Annotated in this window: 15 protein-coding genes and 1 pseudogene; 6 read left to right on the forward strand and 10 right to left on the reverse strand. The window is 63.5% G+C overall.

The window, feature by feature from the left end:
* The first annotated feature begins 26 nt into the window (after positions 1-26).
* The 4 genes from DYE23_RS17765 (at position 27) to DYE23_RS30910 (ending at position 2,138) form a co-directional block, all read left to right on the forward strand.
* On the forward strand, positions 27-593 hold the full coding sequence (locus tag DYE23_RS17765; RefSeq protein ID WP_235660445.1) for a hypothetical protein: 567 nt from the start codon (positions 27-29) through the stop codon (positions 591-593).
* 244 nt (positions 594-837) lie between these two features.
* A complete protein-coding gene (locus DYE23_RS17770) occupies positions 838-1,356 on the forward strand; it encodes a helix-turn-helix domain-containing protein (protein ID WP_115327797.1) in 519 nt (172 codons plus the stop codon).
* Positions 1,356-1,922, forward strand: a complete 567-nt coding sequence (locus tag DYE23_RS17775; RefSeq protein ID WP_115327798.1) for a DUF6036 family nucleotidyltransferase — start codon at positions 1,356-1,358, stop codon at positions 1,920-1,922. Before DYE23_RS17770 ends, DYE23_RS17775 begins: the two co-directional genes overlap by 1 nt.
* 57 nt (positions 1,923-1,979) lie before the next feature.
* Positions 1,980-2,138: a hypothetical protein gene (locus tag DYE23_RS30910; protein ID WP_172527802.1), complete on the forward strand. Its 159-nt coding sequence runs from the start codon at positions 1,980-1,982 to the stop codon at positions 2,136-2,138.
* Positions 2,139-2,204: 66 nt separating this feature from the next.
* Here DYE23_RS30910 and DYE23_RS17785 read toward each other — a convergent pair whose 3' ends face one another.
* Positions 2,205-3,437, reverse strand: a complete 1,233-nt coding sequence (locus tag DYE23_RS17785; RefSeq protein WP_115327800.1) for an IS110 family RNA-guided transposase — start codon at positions 3,435-3,437, stop codon at positions 2,205-2,207.
* Between the two features lie 469 nt (positions 3,438-3,906).
* Complete coding sequence (locus DYE23_RS17790) at positions 3,907-5,142, reverse strand: IS256 family transposase (RefSeq protein WP_115326326.1); 1,236 nt, start codon at positions 5,140-5,142, stop codon at positions 3,907-3,909.
* 406 nt (positions 5,143-5,548) lie between these two features.
* Here DYE23_RS17790 and DYE23_RS30655 point away from each other — a divergent pair, with 406 nt between their 5' ends.
* Both DYE23_RS30655 and DYE23_RS17800 read left to right on the forward strand, forming a co-directional pair.
* Positions 5,549-6,964 carry an ApeA N-terminal domain 1-containing protein gene (locus DYE23_RS30655; protein ID WP_147292294.1) on the forward strand — a complete coding sequence of 472 codons (1,416 nt, stop codon included), beginning with the start codon at positions 5,549-5,551 and terminating at the stop codon, positions 6,962-6,964.
* Positions 6,965-7,141: 177 nt separating this feature from the next.
* Positions 7,142-10,741 carry a DEAD/DEAH box helicase gene (locus DYE23_RS17800; RefSeq protein WP_115327802.1) on the forward strand — a complete coding sequence of 1,200 codons (3,600 nt, stop codon included), beginning with the start codon at positions 7,142-7,144 and terminating at the stop codon, positions 10,739-10,741.
* A 129-nt stretch (positions 10,742-10,870) separates the two neighbouring features.
* On the opposite strand, the gene DYE23_RS17805 is transcribed toward DYE23_RS17800, so the two are convergent.
* The 8 genes and pseudogenes from DYE23_RS17805 to DYE23_RS17840 all read right to left on the reverse strand — a co-directional run bounded on the left by DYE23_RS17805 (position 10,871) and on the right by DYE23_RS17840 (position 21,522).
* On the reverse strand, positions 10,871-13,894 hold the full coding sequence (locus tag DYE23_RS17805) for a DEAD/DEAH box helicase family protein (RefSeq protein WP_235660446.1): 3,024 nt from the start codon (positions 13,892-13,894) through the stop codon (positions 10,871-10,873).
* Between the two features lie 684 nt (positions 13,895-14,578).
* Positions 14,579-15,017: pseudogene (locus DYE23_RS17810) on the reverse strand (BlaI/MecI/CopY family transcriptional regulator).
* Positions 15,018-15,166: 149 nt separating this feature from the next.
* Positions 15,167-15,880 (reverse strand): L,D-transpeptidase, encoded by a 714-nt coding sequence (locus DYE23_RS17815; protein ID WP_435404790.1) that lies wholly within the window; start codon positions 15,878-15,880, stop codon positions 15,167-15,169.
* 258 nt (positions 15,881-16,138) lie between these two features.
* Positions 16,139-16,438 (reverse strand): hypothetical protein, encoded by a 300-nt coding sequence (locus DYE23_RS17820; RefSeq protein WP_115329015.1) that lies wholly within the window; start codon positions 16,436-16,438, stop codon positions 16,139-16,141.
* A 257-nt stretch (positions 16,439-16,695) separates the two neighbouring features.
* The gene (locus tag DYE23_RS17825) at positions 16,696-17,913 is read right to left on the reverse strand and encodes an MFS transporter (RefSeq protein WP_115327804.1); all 1,218 of its coding nucleotides are present in this window, start codon (positions 17,911-17,913) and stop codon (positions 16,696-16,698) included.
* Positions 17,914-17,963: 50 nt separating this feature from the next.
* Positions 17,964-19,076, reverse strand: coding sequence for a PLP-dependent cysteine synthase family protein (locus tag DYE23_RS17830; protein ID WP_115326480.1), 1,113 nt, complete (start codon positions 19,074-19,076; stop codon positions 17,964-17,966).
* 116 nt (positions 19,077-19,192) lie between these two features.
* Entirely contained in the window at positions 19,193-19,642 is a 450-nt protein-coding gene (lpqS, locus tag DYE23_RS32075) for a putative copper homeostasis (lipo)protein LpqS (protein WP_494337390.1), read from the reverse strand.
* A 347-nt stretch (positions 19,643-19,989) separates the two neighbouring features.
* Positions 19,990-21,522 (reverse strand): multicopper oxidase family protein, encoded by a 1,533-nt coding sequence (locus tag DYE23_RS17840; RefSeq protein WP_115327806.1) that lies wholly within the window; start codon positions 21,520-21,522, stop codon positions 19,990-19,992.
* Positions 21,523-21,643 lie beyond the last annotated feature (121 nt).

Here is a 21,643-nt window from a genome sequence, read left to right on the forward strand (position 1 = left end):
ACACCCCACGACCAGGCAATTCATCGGTGGATTCAGGTTTAGAGCTGCGCACATCGGCGAATCGCGTCTTGGTGGTGCGTCGTCGCGATGCAGAGGATCTGGTCCTGACCACGGCATCCAGAGCAGAACAGGCGCGGGAGGCATCCTCGGTGACAGCGCGACTGTTCGTCGCACTAATGCGGCACGATCAACACGCGCAGGATGTGGTGACCGACGTGCTGCCCGAGGTATTTCCGTGGGTAGCGTTTCTGTCCCGCCAGGAGGTTCGCGCGTTCGTCGAAGAATTGGTGTCCACGATGAAGGCGGCCGATTCAATCGACAACCCTGCCCCGGTGGCCCAGGTCATCGATTCCTGGCGGCACACCGCTGAAGTACTGGCCGACCCGGAACTCACGGCCGTCTTGTCGAAGTCCACCGACGCGGATTTCGGTCCGGTGCCGGCACCGTGTCCACCGACGCACGCAGATCAGTCTTCAGACTTTGCAACCCACTGGTCGAGGGCAACCCAGACGCCGGCGCAGCCTGGCCGTACATATCGCGGGCACCACCGAGCGCATCCGCGGTCGCATCAACCAGGCCCTGCAAGGACATGACCGGCAGTATCACCCACGACCAGCGGCAACAGCCACCACCAACGCCAAAATCACAGGTTCGCGCGATTAGCTGCATCAGCACGTGCCGTTGACCCGCACTTCTGAACACTTGTCTCACGTCGAGGTCTCACGAAGTGCTGCAGCACCTACCTGTCGCATCTGGATCCCTCGCAGCTACTGGGCAGCATGCGGGTGGGGGTCGCTAACCCCCCAGAGGCTATAGTATTCTATGCTATAGTGCGGCATGAGTGATCGTAGCGGCGTGCTGCGGACGGTGATGCACGAAACAGGTACTTCCCAGTCTGAGCTGTCCCGGCTCAGCGGCGTACATCAGCCAAGCATCAGCCAGTTCCTTTCTGACAAGGTTGAACTCAGTGATGAGCAGCTCGACCGGCTGTTGTCCTGCATGGGTTATCGGCTCGAAATCACCCGCCAACCAATCACTCCCGACCTCACGCGCTCAGAGCGCCGTTCATGGAAGCTTCACCGCGAGCTGGCCAAACACCTCACACGTTCTACCCTCGCCCAATGGCAACCCGCGGCCGAACGTAATTTAGGACGATTACGGTCCACCGTCACCGGGCAGCCCCACACGCGCAACCTCGACCGTTGGCAGTCCCTGCTGAGCGACGGCGATATCCCCGGTATTCATCGTGTCTTGACTGGCCTCAGCCGTGACTGCATCGAGATGCGTGAGGTCTCGCCGATGGGTGGACTTCTTTCCGATGAGGACCGCATCCGCGTGCTGCGCTCGGTCAGCTAATGCGACGCGACCAGCTCGAACACGCGATCCGGGCCGCCTGCCAAATCGCCGGCCTGACTGAAGTGATCATCGTCGGATCACAGGCGATCCTCGGGACCTACACCGAAGATGAACTGCCCTTCTACGCCACCAGGTCAGCAGAAGTCGACGTGCTGCCGATCGCGGATGGTAGCGACGAAATCGCCCGTCTCGCAGACGAAATCGAAGGAGTAGCTGGCGAGTTCTCCCCGTTTGCGGAGCTTCACGGCTTCAACATCGACGGTGTGGATCTGCAGACCTCGGCCCTCCCCGAGGGATGGCGTGGTCGGCTCGTCAAGGTTCAGAACCCGAATACGGCCGCCCCATCGGGAGAACCTCAGTTCATCGGTTGGTGCCTCGACAAGGAGGACCTGTGTGTGGCAAAACTGTGCGCTCTCCGAGAAAAGGACCAGAACTTCGTCGACGCACTCATCACCGCAAATCTTGTAGACCCGCGTGTGATCACTACCCGCCTTGCAACCGTGCCAGAGGCGCATCGGCCAGCCGCCGAACGAGCTGCACACTGGCTTGACCACCGCACAAAGTAGCCCTGAACCACCCCGGGTTTGATGCACACCTTCTTTCGAGGGAAGGTTGTTTGCATCATGCCGAACAAGTACGACGACGAGTTCAAGGCCCGCGCGGTACGGCTGGTGGCCGACCATGCCGAGGAGTACGACACCCGCACCGCCTGCATCACCGCGGTAGCCAAGCGGTTGGGGGTGAATCGCCCCGGGTTCAGCAGGCTTTCGTGTGCGCCGTGATGGCGGCCCAGGGCGAGCGGGCGGCAAGCTAGGTTGCGCCGTCGAGCGGCATAGCTGTCATGGCCGTCACCGTTCGCCGCTGAGCCTTCCTTGACGATAGCGCTGTTCATCGAAGGGTTGTTGGGTTCGAAGTAGTCGATATGCCAGGCGGCAAGCGTGTCGAGCGAGCGCGACGCGGGCCTGGATCGGGGCCATGCCTCGGGCCCGCAGCTGGGCGTCGCGTTCGGCAAACGACGGTGAGTTCTGTGCTAGCCCCCAGGCGATGCCCATCAAAGCGTCGCGGTGCTCGGCCAGCCCCTGTCGCGAGATCCGCCCTCGACGATTCAGCGTGGCTGACTGATACAGAGCTGGGGCCAAACCTGTTGCTGAGTAGAGATGTTCAGCGTCAGGGAACCGTTCGATCGGAAGGCTGTGCGCGGCGAACGCCGCCGCACGAATCGAGGCAACACCGGGAAGGGTAGTGAGGATCTGGCCATCGGTCTGGGCAAGCAACGCCACGACTTCTACCTCGACAGCGGCGATGTCTGTTCGGAGTCGACAATATCGGTCCAGGTCACGACCCAACCTTTGAGCACGTTGATCAGCATCGGCCGGCGGTGGCAGACACTGACGCCAGCGAGCTACCCAGTATTGAGCGGTATTGGTGGTCAACCGCCCCGGCGCACGACATAGCAGCGACCGTAGCTGCGGTGCTCGTCCTGCGAACGCCGCGGCACAGGCCAGCACCGCAAGACCGGTAGGCGTCTCGACCGCCAAGGATCGACCATGGCCCGCTGGCGCTGACAATCCTGGACACAGCGCGTTGAGCTGGTCATGCAATCGCTGTTGAGCGCTCTTGCGGTCAGCGACCAATCCGCGGCGATACCGCACGGCAGCGCGCAGCGCCTCAACCGCCGCCTGCTGGCCATAGTGTCGGCCGCCACCTTGTCGAGCCATGTACGTCAAGGCAGCACAGTCGCGATCGTCGGTTTTGAACCTGCCCGAACCCAGTTGGGTACGAGCCGATTTCGTTTCCGAAGGCGCAAACAGCCGCACCGAACCAGGGTGACGGCGTTCGAGCTCGACAACCCACGGTCGATGCAGGCTTCCGGTCGCCTCGATCGCGATCACCGGGTCAATCGGACCATGCCTGCTCAGCGCCCGCTCCAGCTCGGCAATGCCTTCTCGCGCGACCGACAATGACATCGGATCAGCCAGCAGGCCGGACCCGTTACTGATCCACACCCGATTGAATGCCTTACCCGGGTCCACGGCGACGATCACCGTCGACGGATCAAGCGCAACCTTCAACACAGACATGAGCAGCCTCCTCCGAACCGGACCTCATCTGAGGATCCGCCCAGCGACTACTCATGGCCTATCAGCTGTGCGCGCCAGCCGCGAGAGCCAGTGGTCGCGGCGCTGCTGGGTGCCGCAAGACACCCTCCGGCAGGACCGCGGCCAGCTCTCCAGCTGGTTGCCGGTGAGCGCAATGTCCATGGACTGTTCACCCTGAGCGCGTGGTGGTCGTCGATTGGCCTGCACCGCCGGAAGCCCCAGGCGCGATGGAACAGCTCGACCCGGCCACCATCGGTCTCGCGCTCGACAGCACATTCAGATGCGAGTGCGGCCACTTACCAACGCGTCACGGCGCACCAACGACGGCTGCTGGCGGACCATCGACCGCGGCAAGAGCAGGTCACGCAGCGCACAGGCTGCGGCTGCGATCATTGGTCAAGTCCAGGGACGTGGTGTACGACGTCGTCGTGTGATTCTTCGAGGTGATGGTTCAGGCGGTCAGTGTCGCCGGGGTGGCCTCCTGTTCGGTCGGGGTGTCGTTGACTGTGCGTGATTTGCTCAGGACGTCGAGGCCGAGGTAGCGCCGGGATTCGGCCCATTCGTCGTGTTGTTCGGCCAGGACGGCTCCGACGAGGCGGATGAGGGCGTTGCGGTCGGGGAAGATACCGACGACGTCGGTGCGCCGGCGGATTTCCTTGTTGAGCCGTTCCTGGGGATTGTTGGACCAGATCTGGCGCCAGATCTGTTTGGGAAACGCCGTGAACGCCAGCAGATCCGGCCGTGCCGCTTCGAGGTGATCGGCGACCGTAGGTAGCTTGTCGTCCAGGGCGTCGATGATCCGGTCATATTGTGCAGCAACGGATTCAGCATCAGGCTGGTCGAACACAGAGTGCAGCAGGGTGCGCACCCAGGGCCACGACGACTTCGGGGTCACCGCCATCAGGTTGGTCGTGTAGTGGGTTCTGCAGCGCTGCCACGTCGCACCGGGCAGCGTGGCGCCGATCGCGGCGACAAGCCCGGCATGGGCGTCGCTGGTGACCAGTTTGACCCCCGACAGGCCGCGGGCGGTCAGAGCCCGCCAGAACGTTAGCCAGCCTGCGCCGTCCTCGGCGGTGGTGACATCGATGCCGAGGATTTCGCGGTAGCCCTCGGCGTTGACCCCGACCGCGATCAGCGCGTGCACGTTGACGACCCGGCCGCCCTCGCGGACCTTGAGCACCAGGGCGTCGGCAGCGACGAACGTATACGGGCCGGCATCGAGCGGTCGGGTGCGGAAGGCCTCGACGGCGGCGTCGAGCTCTTTGGCCATCACCGACACCTGCGACTTCGACAGGCTGGTGATGCCGAGGGTTTCGACGAGCTTGTCCATCCGCCGCGTCGAGACACCGAGTAGGTAGCAGGTGGCGACCACGGTGGTCAGGGCCCGCTCGGCGCGTTTGCGGCGTTCCAGCAGCCAGTCCGGGAAGTAGGAGCCCTGGCGCAGCTTGGGGATCGCGAGATCTAATGTGCCTGCGCGGGTGTCGAATTGGCGGTGCCGGTAGCCGTTGCGGGAGTTGGTCCGCTCGGTGCTGCGTTCGCCGTAGCTGGCGCCGCACAGGGCGTCGGCTTCGGCACCCATCAGGGTGTGGATGAACGTGGCGAGCAGCTCGCGCAGCACGTCGGGATGTGTGGTGGTGAGTCGTTCGGCCAGCACGGTGGGCAGGTCGATATTCTGGGCAACGGTCATCGCGTGGTTCCTTTGCTCGAGTGACTTTGACGGGTCCCTCGAAGAATCACGCGATGACCCTCAATCAGTCGGCTACGACACGCCGGTACCGCTAATCAGGTCCGACTCATACACCACTCTGCTGGACGCAACCCGATCATTGCGCTTTCGCATGCGGTCGATGAGCTGTGGGACCGTGCCGCGCGCCACGAAGTTGGGCATCTTCTGCCGGTGGCAGGGCGGAGCGTCACCCCCGCTGAACTCCTGTCACGGGGTACTGAATCGTCACGGGTTAATGATTAGTGTGACACGCGAAGAACTGCATGAAAGGCTGGAGCACAAGCCAATCGATTGGCGGTAGCGGAACATTCACTAGCAGCTTGGGGGTGTGGTGGCAACGCGTGACTTGTCCGAGGAGGCGCGCTGGATGGGCCACTTCTGGCTTCCCAACGACGCCGACAATCGTCAGCCTGGAGTCCTGACTTACACACCGGGAGATGGGCTGCATTTATCCCTGATCGGCGGGTATAGCGATGCGGCATGGATACCTCAAGACGCGGGAACTCGACAGCTGACGAGTCGAACCCGCCGATGGCCGATCATCCATGGCCATGCGGAGAACGAGCCGATCACGCTGCTGCACTGCGCAGAAGAGCGCGGCCAGATGGCGGGCACGGCTACCGCGATGTACAGGCAGGACATGCGTGCCCAGCAGGCACTGTTCGGAATTCGAATTCCTGCGGAAGACAGTCCATCGTTCTCGTCAATAGAGGTAGAGGTAGAGAATCTCACCGGGTGGGCCTCAGAACCCGACATGACGATCGAAATCGACATGAATGTGCCTCGAAGTTGGCGTGTCCAAACAGAACTCGCGGCATCGCGGTTTGCCGACATTCAAGGCGTCACCGCCGAACTGGGTCGCCGATACACCGTGCCGGACTTCGATCCTCGTCGAGGGAGTCTATCCTTCACGGGAGAAGCTGTGTCGTACATACAGTTTCAATCCAGCGAACCAAGATCGCTCGCCTACTGGCGTCCGTTCGTCAATGTCGTCCAAGACCTAATCTCCCTTGCCATTGACGCGCCATGTGGGATCGTGCGACAAGTCCTAACTCCGTCGACGGAGATCTTTGAGGGTTCTGAAGCCAACGCTCGAATCCATTTGCATACAAACGAATTGGTTGTTCCGCAACCGACGGAACCGGGTGTGGATGCCGCGGAGGCAATCTTCACACTCAAGAACATCGACTTTGCACATGTGCTGCCGAAGTGGTTTGCAGTGCGTCAACAATTCCTGGCGACCTGCAACATGGTGATCGGAGCGATGTACCTCAGTGACCCCGGCTATTTGAACAGCCAAGTCGTCACGGCAGTAACCGCAGCCGAGGCGATGCATCGTGCTTTTGCACCCGATCCGCCGATCCCAACTGCAGAGTTCAAGCGGCTCAAGAACGGCCTTGTCGATAGCTTGCCTGAGGAACGGCGACAGTGGCTGCGCGAAAAACTGGCCCACAACGACCACACATTGCGGCAGCGTCTTGACGACCTCGTCTCGCGACCGGACTCAGAGGTAATAGCTGCTCTATTGCCCAACCCGCAAGCTTGGGCTATCGCCGCGACGAAGGCACGAAACGGCATCGCTCATGAGGGGCACTCCGAAGCAGACCTTTTGCTGATGCACGCGGTAGTGACCGTTACGCAAGCAGTCGTGAAGATGAATCTTTTCGACCAACTCGGCATACCGACGGATCGGCTCAGGTACGCGTTGGCGACGAACAGGAACTTATGCCAAGCGGTGCGACTGGCATGCCAGCATTGGCCCACAATCGAAGAGGGCGCATGAGCGAGTACGCGGAGGATCTGGCGGTCCGCAGCTACCGGCCACCGTGGAGAAATACCTGGCCGGGGAACGGGCGTGGCACCGGTAGCTGCGCGGAACCGGAGCGGCTTCCGCCAGCGATGTGGCCGTCATGAGTCCTACCTGCCAGATTGTCGCCCGCCGCGAGTAGCTTCCCTCACCATGCCGGCATTCTCTGACCTCGTCGCCACCCTCGCCGCGGACCCGCACCTACGGGGCAGGCAGTTCGAGCACATCTGCCGCTGGTACTTGATGAACGACCCGCAGTACCGAACCGCCCTCCGACAGGTCTGGCTGTGGGACGACTGGCCCGGCCGGTGGAGTGCGGACGCTGGCATAGACCTGGTCGCCGAGGACCAGGCGGGGCGACTATGGGCGATCCAGACGAAGGCCTACGACCCTCATTACGCCGTCACCAAGGCCGACGTAGATACGTTCCTGTCGGAGTCCTCCCGGGCCGTGTTCTCCTACCGGCTGCTGATCGCCACTACTGACAGGCTCAGCCCCAACGGCCGCCGAACGGTTGATGCCCAGGAGAAGCCGGTCGGGCTCGTCGGACTCAGCGACCTGCTCACCGCTGAGGTGGACTGGCCGGCCAGCCCGGGGCAGCTTCGGCTCTCACCGCCCCCTAAACCCGCTGAGCCCCACGACTATCAGCGTGAAGCGATCGACGCCGTGATCACCGGCTTCGACACCGCCGACCGCGGCCAGATGATCATGGCGTGCGGCACTGGCAAGACACTCACCGCGCAGTTCATCGCCCAAGAGCTGAACGCGCAACGCACCCTGGTGCTGGTCCCGTCGTTGTCGCTGCTCAAGCAGACGATGCGGGTGTGGCAGGCGCAGGGCCGCCCGGGGGTCGAGGCGCTGCCGGTGTGCTCCGACGAGACGGTGTCGAGCACCGAGGACATCCCGGTGGAGCACGTCAGCGAGCTCGGCCTACCTGTCACCACCGACCCCGCGGAGATCGCCACCTTCCTCCGTAATCCTTCCGGCCCCCGCGTGGTGTTCTGCACCTATCAGTCGTCGCAGCGGATCGCCGACGCATTCGACTTGTGGCAGGTACCGGCGTTCGACCTCGCCGTCGCAGACGAGGCGCACCGCTGCGCAGGGCCGCAGTCCTCAAACTTCGCGGCCATACTCGACGGCGGCCGGATCAGGGCCGACCGGCGGTTGTTCATGACCGCCACACCGCGGTACTTCACCGGCCGGGTCATCAAGGCGGCGGGCGACGAGGACCTCGAAGTCGCGTCGATGGACGATGAGACCAAGTTCGGCAAGGTGTTCCACCGACTCGGTTTCAGCGAGGCCATACGCCGCAGGCTGCTCACCGACTACCAGGTGGCGATCGTCGGGGTCGACAACGCCACGTACCGCGGCTACGCAGACAAGGGCACCCTGGTCACCCGCGACGGCGAAACGATCACCGACGCCCGGTCCCTCGCGGGGCAGATCGGCCTGGCGAAGGCGATGCGGAAGTACGACCTGCGGCGCCTCATCAGCTTCCACTCCCGCGTCGCCCGCGCGCAGGAGTTCTCAGCGGAAATGCCCGCGGTGATCGACTGGATGCCCGCCCACCAACGGCCCACTGGCGGCCTGTGGTCCCGCTACGCGTCCGGTGCAATGACGGCCGGCGAACGCCACCTTCTTCTACAACACCTGCGCCGGCTCGATGACGGCGAACGAGGATTGCTCGCCAACGCGCGGTGCCTCGCTGAGGGGGTGGACGTACCCGCACTCGACGGGGTCGCGTTCATCGACCCGCGACGCTCCGAGGTCGACATCGTGCAGGCCGTCGGAAGAGCGATCCGGAAAGCCGATGACAAGGCAATCGGAACCATCGTCATCCCAGTATTCGTGGACACCGATGCAGATCCCGAAGCTGCACTGAACGATTCCGTCTTCGAGCCGGTATGGGACGTGATCAAGGCGCTGCGGGCACACGACGACGACCTAGCGGAGCAGATCGACACGCTGCGCCGCGAGATGGGCCGACACGGTGCAGCGCCACGGCTGCCGGACAAGATCCACCTCGACGTGCCAGTCCACGTTGGGGCGGAGTTCGCCCACGCCTTCGACACTCGGCTGGTGGAGAAAACCAGTCCGTCGTGGGAGTTCTGGTTCGGACTTCTGCAGCGCTACGTGGACGAGCACAAGACGGCGCTGGTGCTGCAAACGTATGTCACTGCTGACGGTGAACGGCTTGGCACGTGGGTCACGACGCAGCGGCTCCAGCGCTCAAAGGGCCGCCTGAGCGAAACCCGGCAAAAGCTTTTGGACGCCCTGCCCGGCTGGAGCTGGGATCCGAAGGCAGATCAGTGGGAAGACGGGATCCGGCACCTCCGGGAGTACGTCGACGTGCACGGCGCCGCGGGTGTTCGCGACGACCACGTCTGCGATGACGGGTACCGCCTCGGAAAGTGGGTCGGGAAGCAGCGCACGAAGTGGACGACTCTGCCCGCGGACCGCCAACACCGGCTACAAAGCCTTCCCGGCTGGACCCTCGATGCCCGCTCCGCGCTGTGGGAGACGTCGCTCACCGCGCTCGCTCGCTACGCGGCGGAGAACGGCCACGCAAGCCCTCCCCGCGGGCTGTTGGTCGATGGCATTGACGTGGAGTCGTGGGTCAGGCGCCAGCGGCGCACGTGGGACCAGCTCACCGAAGAGCGTCAGCAACGCCTTCAGGCCCTGTCTGGTTGGACGCTCAACATGCTCGACGACAAGTGGGATTCGGGCTACCGGCACCTCGTCGAGTACGTGGAAACGCATGGGAGCGCGCAGGTTCTGCAGACGTATGTCGCCGACGATGGGTATCGGTTGGGAAAGTGGGTCAGCGTTCAGCGGCGCATCTGGGACAAGCTCACCGAGGACCGGAAACAGCGGCTCGTACATCTTCCGGGCTGGACGCTGGACGCGCGAGGAAACTGGTGGGAGGACTGGTTCCGCCGACTTGAGGAGTACGTAGCCGAACGTGGCGACGCCCGTGTTCCCGGGGCATACGTCACGCCGGATGGCGCCCAGCTTGGCTCTTGGGTGAGTAACCAGAGATCGACCTGGAAATCGATGAGCCCCAAGCGCCGGCACAGACTAGAACAGCTTCCGGGATGGACGCTGGACAGCCGAATCGCGTTCTGGGAGGATGGATTCCGCCATCTCGCGGAGTACGCAGCAGAGTTCGGAGCGGCGCAGCCGCCAAGCAACTGCATAAGGGACGGCTTCAAGCTCGGGGTATGGGTCAACACGCAGCGGCAGAACTGGGCCACACTCGACGCGGACCGGCGTCGCCGTCTGGAGCAGCTTCCCGGGTGGGCGCTGAACACCAAGGTCACGCAGTGGGAGGAGGGCTTCGCGCACCTGACCGCGTACGTCGAGGAAAACGGCACCGCTCTGGTGCCCGCCGACTGCCTGTTCCACAAATTCAAGCTGGGCCAGTGGGTAAGTGTGCAACGGTCCGGCTGGGACTCGCTCCGGGCGGATCGCAGGGAGCGACTCGCGGCGCTACCGGGTTGGGCTGTGTCGGTCCGGGACGCCTGGTGGGAGGGCGGCTATGCGCAACTTCAGCAGTATGCCAACGAGAACGGCCACGCCTGTCCGCCCCAGAGCTACACCAGTGCAAGCGGATTCAGCCTCGGCTCATGGGTCGCAACACAGCGGCAAAGCCACGCAAAGGGACAGCTGAGCGAAGAACGCCGGAAGCGGCTGGTCACGCTGCCCGGCTGGGAATGGACACCGCGATCCGGTCCGACTGGACGAACGGGATAGGGGCACAACTCGGACCTGTTCAGCACCGGTACGAGTGGCGGCGGATCCACCTCGGGTAGGTGGAGTAGCCCTTTGGCTGTCGCATGAGATGTCCCAACGTCAGGCGCATCCAGCACGAAAGGCCTGGTGCTACGGCGAGCAGACCAGCGCCGAATCACCCAACGCGCCAAGGGAATCGTCGAATACAGCAAGTAGATCGCGGATCTGGGTGGCGCTGAGTTCATCTTGGTTGACCTTGTCTTTCAGCTGGGTCCATGAGAGCCCGGGCTGAGCGATTAAGACGGTGCCGCGAACCTGTGTCGGGCGGTTCGTGAGCGACCAGGCGGGATGTTCTGGCATCAGACCTAGCATCGCCCGTAGAAGGCCTTCGCTGTCGCTGCCGTCAACCAGCTTCAGTGCTGGGGAACTGGCTCCGGAGTAACGATCGGCCATCTCTTTCCAGAGCCCGCGATCGGTGAGCCACCGCCGGCTCTTGATGGCCTGAGCGACCACGACCTGCATGTCGGTAACTCGCACAGACGGATTCGTTCCGCTAGCGGGCTTCGCGTGCCACAGCTCGATCAAGACCTCATTGGTCCCTCGGAGCTCGAGGACAATCAAATCTGCGATCTCCCCCGAGCCGTCGTTCTCAAAAACCCATCGCCGTCGTGCGGTGGTCGTTCGAGTTGTCAGGTGAGTCCGCAACGTGTGGTGTATCGAATCTCCCTTACCGGCGGGCTTGGCGCTTCGGTCCGTCTCCTTCTCAATGTTGGTGGCACTCCAATCGAGAAAGGTCGGAGTCCAGCGCGTGAGATCCCGCTGTACGCCCGGCGGCTGGTAAAGCGTTGCACCGCCGACTATCTGACCATTGAGGAAGTACACCATCGGGGGCATCGTTGACAACAGGTCAGACAGAAGCCGAGGAGGCTGATGGCCCCTTCTCACAGAAGTAGGTGAGTCGGCGTCCACAACGTTGCCCTGGGTGTTGAGATACCCGGACCAGACGGTTGCGCCCGTGTCAGGTCTTACTGCTGCAAGCATCAGGTGGTCGCCAGAGACGACCGCCAAGTCGTGCTGAAGATCAAGGCGGCCGATTGGGAATCCATCCAGAAGGGTCCATTCACTTGCGAGGAGCAAGAAGTGCATCTCGATGGCCGCAACAGGTACCTCGGGGAAGCGGTCGAGTCGAACTCCACGTGCGACGGACGGAAGCAGAGGCGCGGCGATCTCAGCTAGGGACCAGTAGCGGTCAGTGAAATCCAAGAGGGCACTGTCGTACTCGCGCAGCGGAACGTATCGCGATTCCCAGAATTTCGCCTTCTCGACAGCCAAACCGGTGTTGTAGGCGGCGCTGCCGGCGCCCTCGCCCACCTGTGCCATCGCATGGCCGATTGCAGCCTGTGCTGTGTCGGCTTCGCGCATTCCACGATCGACGCCGCTGCCGGCGAATATCTTGTAACTGGCACTTCCCCGACCACCGCCATACGTGTTGCGCACACCGACGTTCGAGACGCTCAGTCGTGGAAGGGTGTCGAAGGCTCGCTGGAGCCGCTCCGGATCTGCGGGCCGTAGATGTTCGGTCGTGGCGTCAAGCGCCTCGATGACCGTGGGCATGACCGTGCCGTCGCCTGAGTTCACCAATAGGAGCGCACGACGGGACGCGCCCGTGGGCGGGAGGTACGTGATCAGGTGCAGGGCATACTCGGGTGCGTCCAAGCCCGAATCGAGGGTCCACCGGGGCGAACGCATGCCCTGAGTGACTACGAGGAGGGTCCGGTGCTCGGGGGTAACCGTCGAGTACAGGACTTGCCGTCCCCGGATTTCGTCACCAGGCTCCAGGCCCGTAGGAACGCTGCCGTCGACAAACGACGGCGTCCAGTCATCGTGGACCTCGGACACCGTGGCACGGACCAGCGGTCGGATACTCTCCAGCGACAGCTCGGCAGGAGAGCTTGTGAGCTGGTTGACGAAGGCTTTGTCTGCCGCTTCGGCCGCTATCGCGTCGTCGATGATTCCAGGTAGGAGCGAGGGCCAGTCGGCGTCCTCCTGGTAGAGGTCCCATAGCGCGCCTCTCAACCCCGGATAGACGTCAGCATCCTGCACCGTCATAAGGACCGACGGCTGGGGGAAGTCGGGGTGGCTGCGCACAAGTCTGCCGATGAGTTGGATAGTCGACGCTACCGACTTGTGTTTGTCGTGGTAGGCGGCGAGTCGGAGACTTTGCAGATCGAATCCCTCGCCTAGCATGCCGACGACGGCGACCGCTCGGACGGTGCCGTTCTGCAAGCCATCGATGATCTGTGTTCGGCGGGCCTCGCCAAGATCAGATGTCAACGCGGCGACGTCGACCTCGGCCTCCCGGTACAGCTGCACCAGCTCAGTCACTCTCGATCTGGTCCCTGCACGGACGAGCAGCGTGCTTGACGCGTGCTCTGGCCGATTGAGCTCGTTCACGATCGCGTCGCGGATCAGTTCGTCGCACTCGTGGCGCTGTGCAGAGGCACTGACACTGAGCAGTCTCGCCTGGACTCTCTTGTAATACCCGTCAGACATGGCCGCTCGGAGGGGATAGTGGAAGATCATCTCGCCGGGGACGCGCTTGCCGTCACGGCGCCGAGGGGTCGCAGTGAGTAGCACCTTCCTGGCGCCATCGAAGTGGTCTAAGATCGCTCGCCACGTCGGTGCCGGCGCGTGGTGGGCCTCATCAACAATCACTAAGTCGAAGAGGTCAACAGGCGCCTTCGAGCCTTCGCTGTAGTGCTCGGGGCTGATTGACTGGGGCAGCGCTACGACTACATCTGCGTCCTCGCAATCGTGCCAGGACGTCAACCGCCCCTTCACCTCCAAGACTTTCGGGTTCGCGGTACCGGCTAGGGCACCCATCTGACGTAGGACTTCTTGCTTTTTGAAAGCGCTCACGGTCTGACTACGCAGCTGGGTGCTCGGGACCACCACCAACATTCGGCTCGATTTGACCAGGTAGGGAGTCGCGAGAGCGATGGCCGTCTTGCCTGACCCCGTCGGCACCGCGATGAGTGCCGGTTTGACGCGATGGACGGCCCAGTAGCCGAGTAGCGCGCCCAACGCTCCGCGCTGGGGCGGCCGCCACCCCGGAACCTCGGGAGTTTGAAAAAGCCCGAAACCGTGGGACGGCTCCTGGTAGAAGGATGGCACTCCTAAACTGTGCGACCCACCTCACGCGCACTGCCTTCGACACGCCCGTTCTTACGACACTCTTCAAATGCAGAGATCAGGTACAGGCAGTGCTTTCGGGCGTCCAGCCGACCTCGACCCTACGGGCGGCACGCGACCGTCCGTCGTCGCCGATAACACCCGATTACGTCACTGCAACAGCGACAATTGCAGTTGAAAGGCGATGGTGGTCGTAGAGGCTGGAAATTCCGTCGACGACGTAAAGGTTCCCGTTACGAAACTCGGCAGTCGTCGGCTCCCGCGCCGTGGTGCCGTACGAGCGGCGCTCATGCACCGGGCAGCCACGTCGGGAAAACGCCATCATGGGTAATCGCTGATATCCACCATTCTGGGCGGCCTCCGCTCCCTATATCAGTGGGTCGACACGCCGCCAATGAAAGGCAAGGCAGTATGTCCACCGCTTCTCCCCGGTCACGCTAGACAACGAGTATGACCGCCTCCGTCGGAATGCTATCGGCGGCTCAGGGCTGAGCGAGGGTATGAATTCGATACGTGTGCCATACTCCGAACATGTACTTCTAGTCGAATAATGTTGTCTACGAAACGTTCCGAGTATCATGGATATTCTCTATTATCCATGAAACTGGCCGGTGGTGGCGGAAGCTGCCAATGCAGGATAGGTACGCCACAACCGCGGCCTGACGGTCAGCGAGACCACGGCCTCCAAGAACGTGCGTACCTGAGTCGGTCCCGGCGCAGCCGCTCGGACTCCCGGGGACCGATCTGCTCGATGAAGTCACCGTTTACCTGACCGCTTCTTCGGCAGCCGCCGCAACGCCGTGCTGGCTCAGCACCAGGTCAGACCGCCCCCCGCCCTTGAGGGCATCGCGCATCAACCGTGCCGTGTGCTGCTCGCGCGACAGTGTTGCCCAGTAGCGATAGGCCCGACCGTCGCGCGTTCGCGGGCCAGCCAGCCTTTGGTATGCAGATTGTCCATGGTGGACATTACCGTGGTGTAGGCGATTTGCCGTTCGGCGGCCAGTTCCTCGAAAATTTCCCGTACCGTCATCGACGCCTCAGGTCCGTAGTCCCACACGCGTTCCATGATGACCGCTTCCAACTCGCCGAAGCCGCGCACCCGCACCGTTGAACCTCCACTGTTCGACGAAGAGCTTACCGGCCACCATGGCATACGCGCGATTCAACAAGCGCTGAAGCAGGGCGCACATTAAGTGCCCGGGTGGCCGCTGTCGCCGAAACGGCACCAACCGCATGCTGTATCGGCGCGACCCGCTACGCCTGAACGGTGACGGGATCCCCTACTCGCACCATGTCGAAATACCACTCGGCGTTTTCCGGGCTGAGGTTGATGCAGCCGTGGCTGACATTGGCCGCTCCCTGCGCGTCGACCGACCAGGGGGCCGAGTGCACGTAGACACCTCCCCATGTCACCCGCACGCCGAATTCGCCGTCGATAAGGTAGCCCTCCGGGTCGTCAAGGGGGATACCGATGCTGCGTGAGTCGAACACGACGTTGCGCTGCTTCTCCAACACCGTGAAGTCACCGACAGGTGTCTCGAAACCGGGCTTACCCAGTGACGCCGGCATTTCACGGACCACCTCGCCGTCGACTTCGACAGTGAATGTGTGCGCATCGATGTCAGCGATACCGACCACCGCAGCACCGGTGCTGAACTCGGTCTTCAACCCGCCTGCCCGCACTTCGATCTCATCGTGGGCCGGCCAATAGCCGGTCGGCTTCCACTCCAACGTTGCATCGTCGAGCCATGTGAATTCACCGGCCATCGACTGCGAGGTGGTGATGGAAACGGTACGCTCGGCGGCCTCCCTATTGACGACCGGCGCAATGAACTCCACCACCACAGGATGGGCGACCCCGACCACCTCACCGGGGCCCGGAAGGACGCGAATCACGCCGAAAGCGTCGGTGGCCGCAGCTTCGGCGACTGGGGTGCCCGCCGACGGCGCCAGGAAAGCAGCCACCACGGCTGCCGTGGTTAGGAGCCATCGCAACTAACCTTCACCACCTTCGTTCAACCGCGGCGTGCGCCACAACGCTAGTCTACGTACTTACTACGTATAGCAGCTTCCAAACCGTCAGCGGCGAATCATCCCCACCGCACGGTTGAGCCACGCGCTTGATCGCCATACATTCCTTGAGTTGGCGTCAGGGCTCACTGCCACGACACCCTTGCGGCAACCGGCCGATCGGCCGCTAGCCACCGCGCCGCATCGCCGCCTCTCCTAGCAGGTGACGTCGACGTAGATGGTCTTGTACACCACCCGCTCCACGGTGCGGTCGCGCACGTTCCTGCGCATCTCGGTGACGTCGCGTCCTGGTCGAATCGAGCTCACGGCGCACTTCGTAAGAGGCGCGGATCCGGTCTTGCTCACGATGACCGTATATCCGCTGTCCTCAAGGCTTTTCACCGTATCCTGCGCAGAGCCAGGGCCCGATGGGGCAGCAGGTGCCGGCGCGGCGACCAACACGGCCGCGGTGGTGATACCGGCGACTATCGTCACCGTCTTTGCCAATGTAGCCATGTCCACTCCCAATTCGCCGCTGGACCAGCCATTCATCGCCCTGGTCTAGTACGTAGTAGATCAGTAGTTACTAGTCCAAGGTACCTCAACTGCTGACAGTCATACCGGGCTTGCGGGCACGGTTGGATAACGATGAGAACGCTTTTGAGACAGCTACTTTCGACTTTTCGAAAGGATCAGATGGCCGCTATTCGGAAGTCCGCGCATGGGCACGCACCGCGACGGCCGGGCAGTCGCTGCACAGGACGATGGTCCAGCTAGGGCAGTCGATCCGGATTCATGGCGGCTTTGACCGGCGCCGGCTGCAGTCGCCCGCTGCGATTGAGGTAGAAGAGCGCTGATGCCGTCAGCCCGCCAATTAGGCTCAGCGCTGCCCAGATCAGCTCTGGTGCTCCGGCATCGCGTGCGGCTTGCATCAGTGCGCCAGTGCCCAAGTTGCCGGCGAGTATGCCGACACCGATGATGGTGTTGTAGAAGCCGTAATGTGTTGCGACCAACCGGTTGTGGGCGAGTGATACCACGGTGTCCATTTCGAAGGGAAATACCGCTGCTGATCCGACTGCGAGCAGTGCAGCGGCAGAGAGCAAGGCGATTGCGGAGGCCGCCAGGCCGAACCGGCCGCTATCGGGAACGACGGCCAGCGGCACGAACGCGACCGCCAAGATGAGTGTTCCAATGATTAGTGAGCGTCCCGCGCCCCATCGTGCACCGAACACGCGAGTGATGCGCAGTTGTCCGCCCACGGCGATCACTCCGGAAATCGCGAACACCGCTGCAACCAAGAGCGTTTCGGCGTCTGGCGCCAGAATCGCTGCGTGCAGCGGCAGTGCGAGATATACCTGGAAGGACAACACGTAGGAGCCGGTCATGGCCGCTGCGAACAGCAGAAAGGATCGGTTGGCCACCACGGCGCGCCAGTCATCGAGTACGGACGCCTTCTCGGCGTTGAGTGTGGCGCTGTGCTGGGGAAGGGCGAACAACTGGGCAACGGTCAGTAGCGCGAACACTGTCGCCGCCGCTGCCGCGGTGACGCGGAAGTCGAGCGCCATCAGCGCCAGTCCCGCCAGCGGGCCGGCCAGAATGCCCGCCTGGTAGAAGATGTTGAACACTGCGAACGCCTCGACGCGCCGATCACCGGAATCGGCTGCCAGGTAAGCGCGTACCGCCGGGTTGAACAATGCTCCGGCGAAGCCCGTGGCCGCCGAGGCGATCAACACCATCGGCAGTGACTCGGCCACGACCAGCAACCCGAACCCTGCGGTACGCAGTAGGCATCCCGCTACGATCAGCGGTTTGTAGCCCAACCGGTCAGCGAGTGTGCCTCCGATGATGAACATGCCCTGCTGTGAGAAATTACGCACGCCCAGCACGAGACCGACCGCCCATGCTGCGAGCCCCAACGGGCCGGCCAGATATCCCGCCAAGTAGGGCATCAGCATGTAGAAGCCCAGGTTGATGCCGAACTGGTTGATCATCAGCAGCCGGCTCGGCCAACCAAAACTCCTGAACTGTGCGGCCACTGCCCTCACCGCGCCACCGCCACGGGGTCAACCACCCGCGCGCACCGCGTCCACGACTGGACGACGCACTCTGTGGGCTCCGCGACGACCGCGGGCTCTGCACCCGGGGGGCCTGCCAGGATTCCGTGTGCCCGGCAGTAGTCGTCGTTGTAGACGGTGTCGAAGTAGCGTTGCGGGCCGTCGGGAAACACCGCGGCGATCCTTGTACCCTGCGGGTAGGTGCGCGCCGCCCAACCGGCCACCAGCGCGACCGCCCCCACACTCCACCCGCCGCTGGCGTAGTGGGTGGCGGCCAAGGTTCGGCACGCCCACACCGCCTCCGCGGGCGCCACCCAGTGCACCTCGTGGAATGCGCGGTAATCCACATTGCGGGGGTAGATGCTCGAGCCCAGGCCGCGCATCAGCCGCGTGCTTGCCGGCTGGCCAAAAATCGTCGAACCAACGGTGTCCACGCCGATCAGCTGCAAGTCGGGATTGAACTCGCGCAACACCCGCGCCACGCCGGCTGAATGCCCGCCGGTGCCCACGGAGCACACCAAGACGTCGATGGACCCCAGCTGATTCTGCAACTCCAGCGCTAAGCCCCGATACGCGTCGACATTGTCGGGATTGTTGTACTGATCCGGATACCAGGCGGTCGGATCACCGGCCAAAATCTCGGCCACCCGATCGCGCCGAGCCTGCTGCCAACCGCCCCGCGGGTGTGGCTCGGTCACCAGATCCACCTGCCCACCGTATGCCGAAAGCATTCGTTGAACAATCGGTTCCATACCGGGATCAGCGACCAGCGTCACCGGATGCCCGTATACGGTGCCCGCCAGCGTAAGCCCCAGCCCGAGTGTGCCGCTGGTGGATTCGACGATCCGGCCACCCGGCTGCAGATCGCCACGGGCGAGGGCACGCTCCACCATGTGCATGGCCGGGCGGTCCTTCATCCCGCCGGGGTTGAAGCCCTCGAGTTTGGCCCAAAAGCCCCGCTCTTCAGAGCTGAACGGAGCACCGATCCACAGCACTGGAGTGCGGCCGACCAGCGTGGCAGGCCGGCGGTGATACCGGCCGACGGCGCGGCGACGTGAGGCGGACAGGTCGGGCGTGTGTACGGATAGGACATGGTTCATGGGGTTTCCACGCTTCTGCGTCGGAGCCGCAGCGCTGAAGAGGACGCGGCTATGGATGGTGGGCAGCAGACATCGACCCGAGTCCGCTCAATGCGGACAGGTCATGCGCCGCCCACTCAGCAGCGTGTGATACAGAACCGGGTGAGCCGATCACGACCCCAGAGCACAGCCCGGGCCGCCGGCGGCGGGCCACGCATGGATGTGCCGACCGCGGCGCCCCACCAGCCCAGCGCCAAAGCCACGGCGGTGACCAATCCAAGCGCAAGGGGCAGGGTCATGACCCGGGGCAGCACAGCCGCGGCAATACCGTGGTGCAGGTCGATGATGGACCCGTCCAGACAATGTGGGTGATCGACGACTTCAGCGAACTGAGACCCGAGTGCCGATACCACAGCATGGGGTCCGTGCGGCGCCGGAGGATCCACACAGGTGGCTGCCCACCCGGTGACAGCGACCAGCATCCACGAGATCACTGCCAGCCCGATCAGTCGGCGCAGCAGTATCGTGGTTCGCGAGCCCTCGTGTTTCACAACGTTGCCCACAGTAACAGCGCGCACGCACGCCACGGCCCGCGCGCGAAGTTGATTCCGTGTTGTTACCGGGTCGCGATTCTTCAATTTCGCCTCACCAGGCCCGCCCCGGGCGTACCGCCATCAGAGTTTGCAATCTGCCTGCCCGCCACCGGATCTCTTCATCCGGCGCCACCCACCCGGCCACTTCTTGAGGAATCGTTCCTGCATATACGTACTATTTGCTTACGTACACAGTTTGGCAGCATTGGGCACCCATTGGTATTCGACGCGTCAGCGCTCGTCGCACTGCTCGGAACACAAGGCGTGCATGAACAAGTCACCGACGCCGGAGATGTTACGGATATCACTGAGTCATTCTGGCGAAGATCGACGCACGGCCCTCAGGTCCTGTAGTTCAGGCTGGTCATCATGCCGGCCTCCTGGTGATAGGTGTTATGGCAGTGCAGCATCCATATCCCCGGGTTATCGGCATCGAAGACCACCGTGAGTTTCTGCATCGGAAGCACATTGACGGTGTCCTTGCGGGGGCCTGGCCGCCGCTGGTCGGCTGTCACTACTTCGAAGGTGTGGCCGTGCAGGTGCATCGGGTGCCACATCATGGACATGTTGTTGAACGTCACCGCGACGCGCTGGCCCTGCTGCACGTTCAGCGGTTCGGTAGCGGCGAACGGCCGACCATTGATCGTCCAATCGTAGGTGGCCATTGATCCTGCGAGGTCGGCGGGCAGTGCCACGTCGGCGGTGCGGCTCGGCAGCGTCACGCTGGGCGCCGCGCTCACCTGCTCTACCGTGCCGACGCGGCCAGACAACTCCGGTGGCCGGAAATCCGGCGCAGCAGGCGCACCGGCTCCGGTGACCAGCAGCGCTCGCGCCACGGCGTTCTTACCTTCAGCGGCGGCGACGAGCGGAAAGACCCCGTCACCGGCGGTGACCACCACGTCATAACGCTCCCCCATCCCGACCAACACAGCGTCAAACTCAGTCGGAACCACCGGGAAGCCGTCGGTATGTGTGACCATCATCGAGTGGCCGGTCAGCGCCACCCGAAACGCGGTATCCGAGCCGGCGTTGATGAGCCGGATACGAACTCGTTGGCCAGGTTTTGCGCGAAACGTGCTCGGAGCTTGCGGGATTCGGCCGTTCATCAGGTAGTACGGGTAGGTGATATCTCCGGCGTCGCCACCGAGCAGTTCGCTGCCGCCCGTGCCGCCCACCCCGGGCACCGTCGTCGCTGATCCGGGCATATCGCCCATGTCTCCCATCCCCGGCATATCGTGCGCAGGCGGGCCCATGGCGCGAAGCCCCTCATAGAGCTGTTGAGGGCTCGAACCGACGCCGTCGGTCCAGTCGTCCAGCATCACCACCCATTCGGCGTCATAATCGCCGGGCTCGGTCGGGTCGTCGACGATCACCGGAAGGTACAGGCCGGTGTCGGCCTGCAACCCGGTATGGGGATGCGCCCAATAGGTTCCCGGGTGCGGAACCGAGAATCGGTAGATGAAGTCGCGTCCGGCATCGATGTTGGGCGTCGCCGGAGCGGCACCGTCCATATCGTTGCGCAGCGCAATGCCATGCCAGTGAACCGACGTCGGCTCGCTCAATCGGTTACGAACGGTGACCGCCAACTCGTCGCCGACGCTGGCCCGCAGCAGAGGCCCCGGCACGGTGTCGTTGTAGGACAGCGTCTCGGCAATCACCCCGCCGAGGTCGGCGCGGGTGCGCTGGGCGGTCAGTGTTGCGCTGACCGTGCGTCCGCTGTGCGGGCGACGCGACTCCGCGACCGCGACCGGATCCGGTTGCGGCGTCTGGTTGGCTGAGCGCGTGCAACCCGCCAACACCATCCCAGCCGCAGCGGTGACCCCCAGAAACCGCCGTCTGCTCAAACCGCCGCCCGACGCCACGAACTCGCTCATCACACGCCGGCTTCCCGGAGCCCGGGTTCACACTCATTTGGGCGTCCACCGCCCGCCCACCGGTACCACATCATGTCTATCCGGTCTCCTTCCCGTCTTCACCGTGCGCTCGGGTACCCAC

The organism is Mycolicibacterium gilvum (genome assembly GCF_900454025.1).
Classification (GTDB): domain Bacteria; phylum Actinomycetota; class Actinomycetes; order Mycobacteriales; family Mycobacteriaceae; genus Mycobacterium; species Mycobacterium gilvum.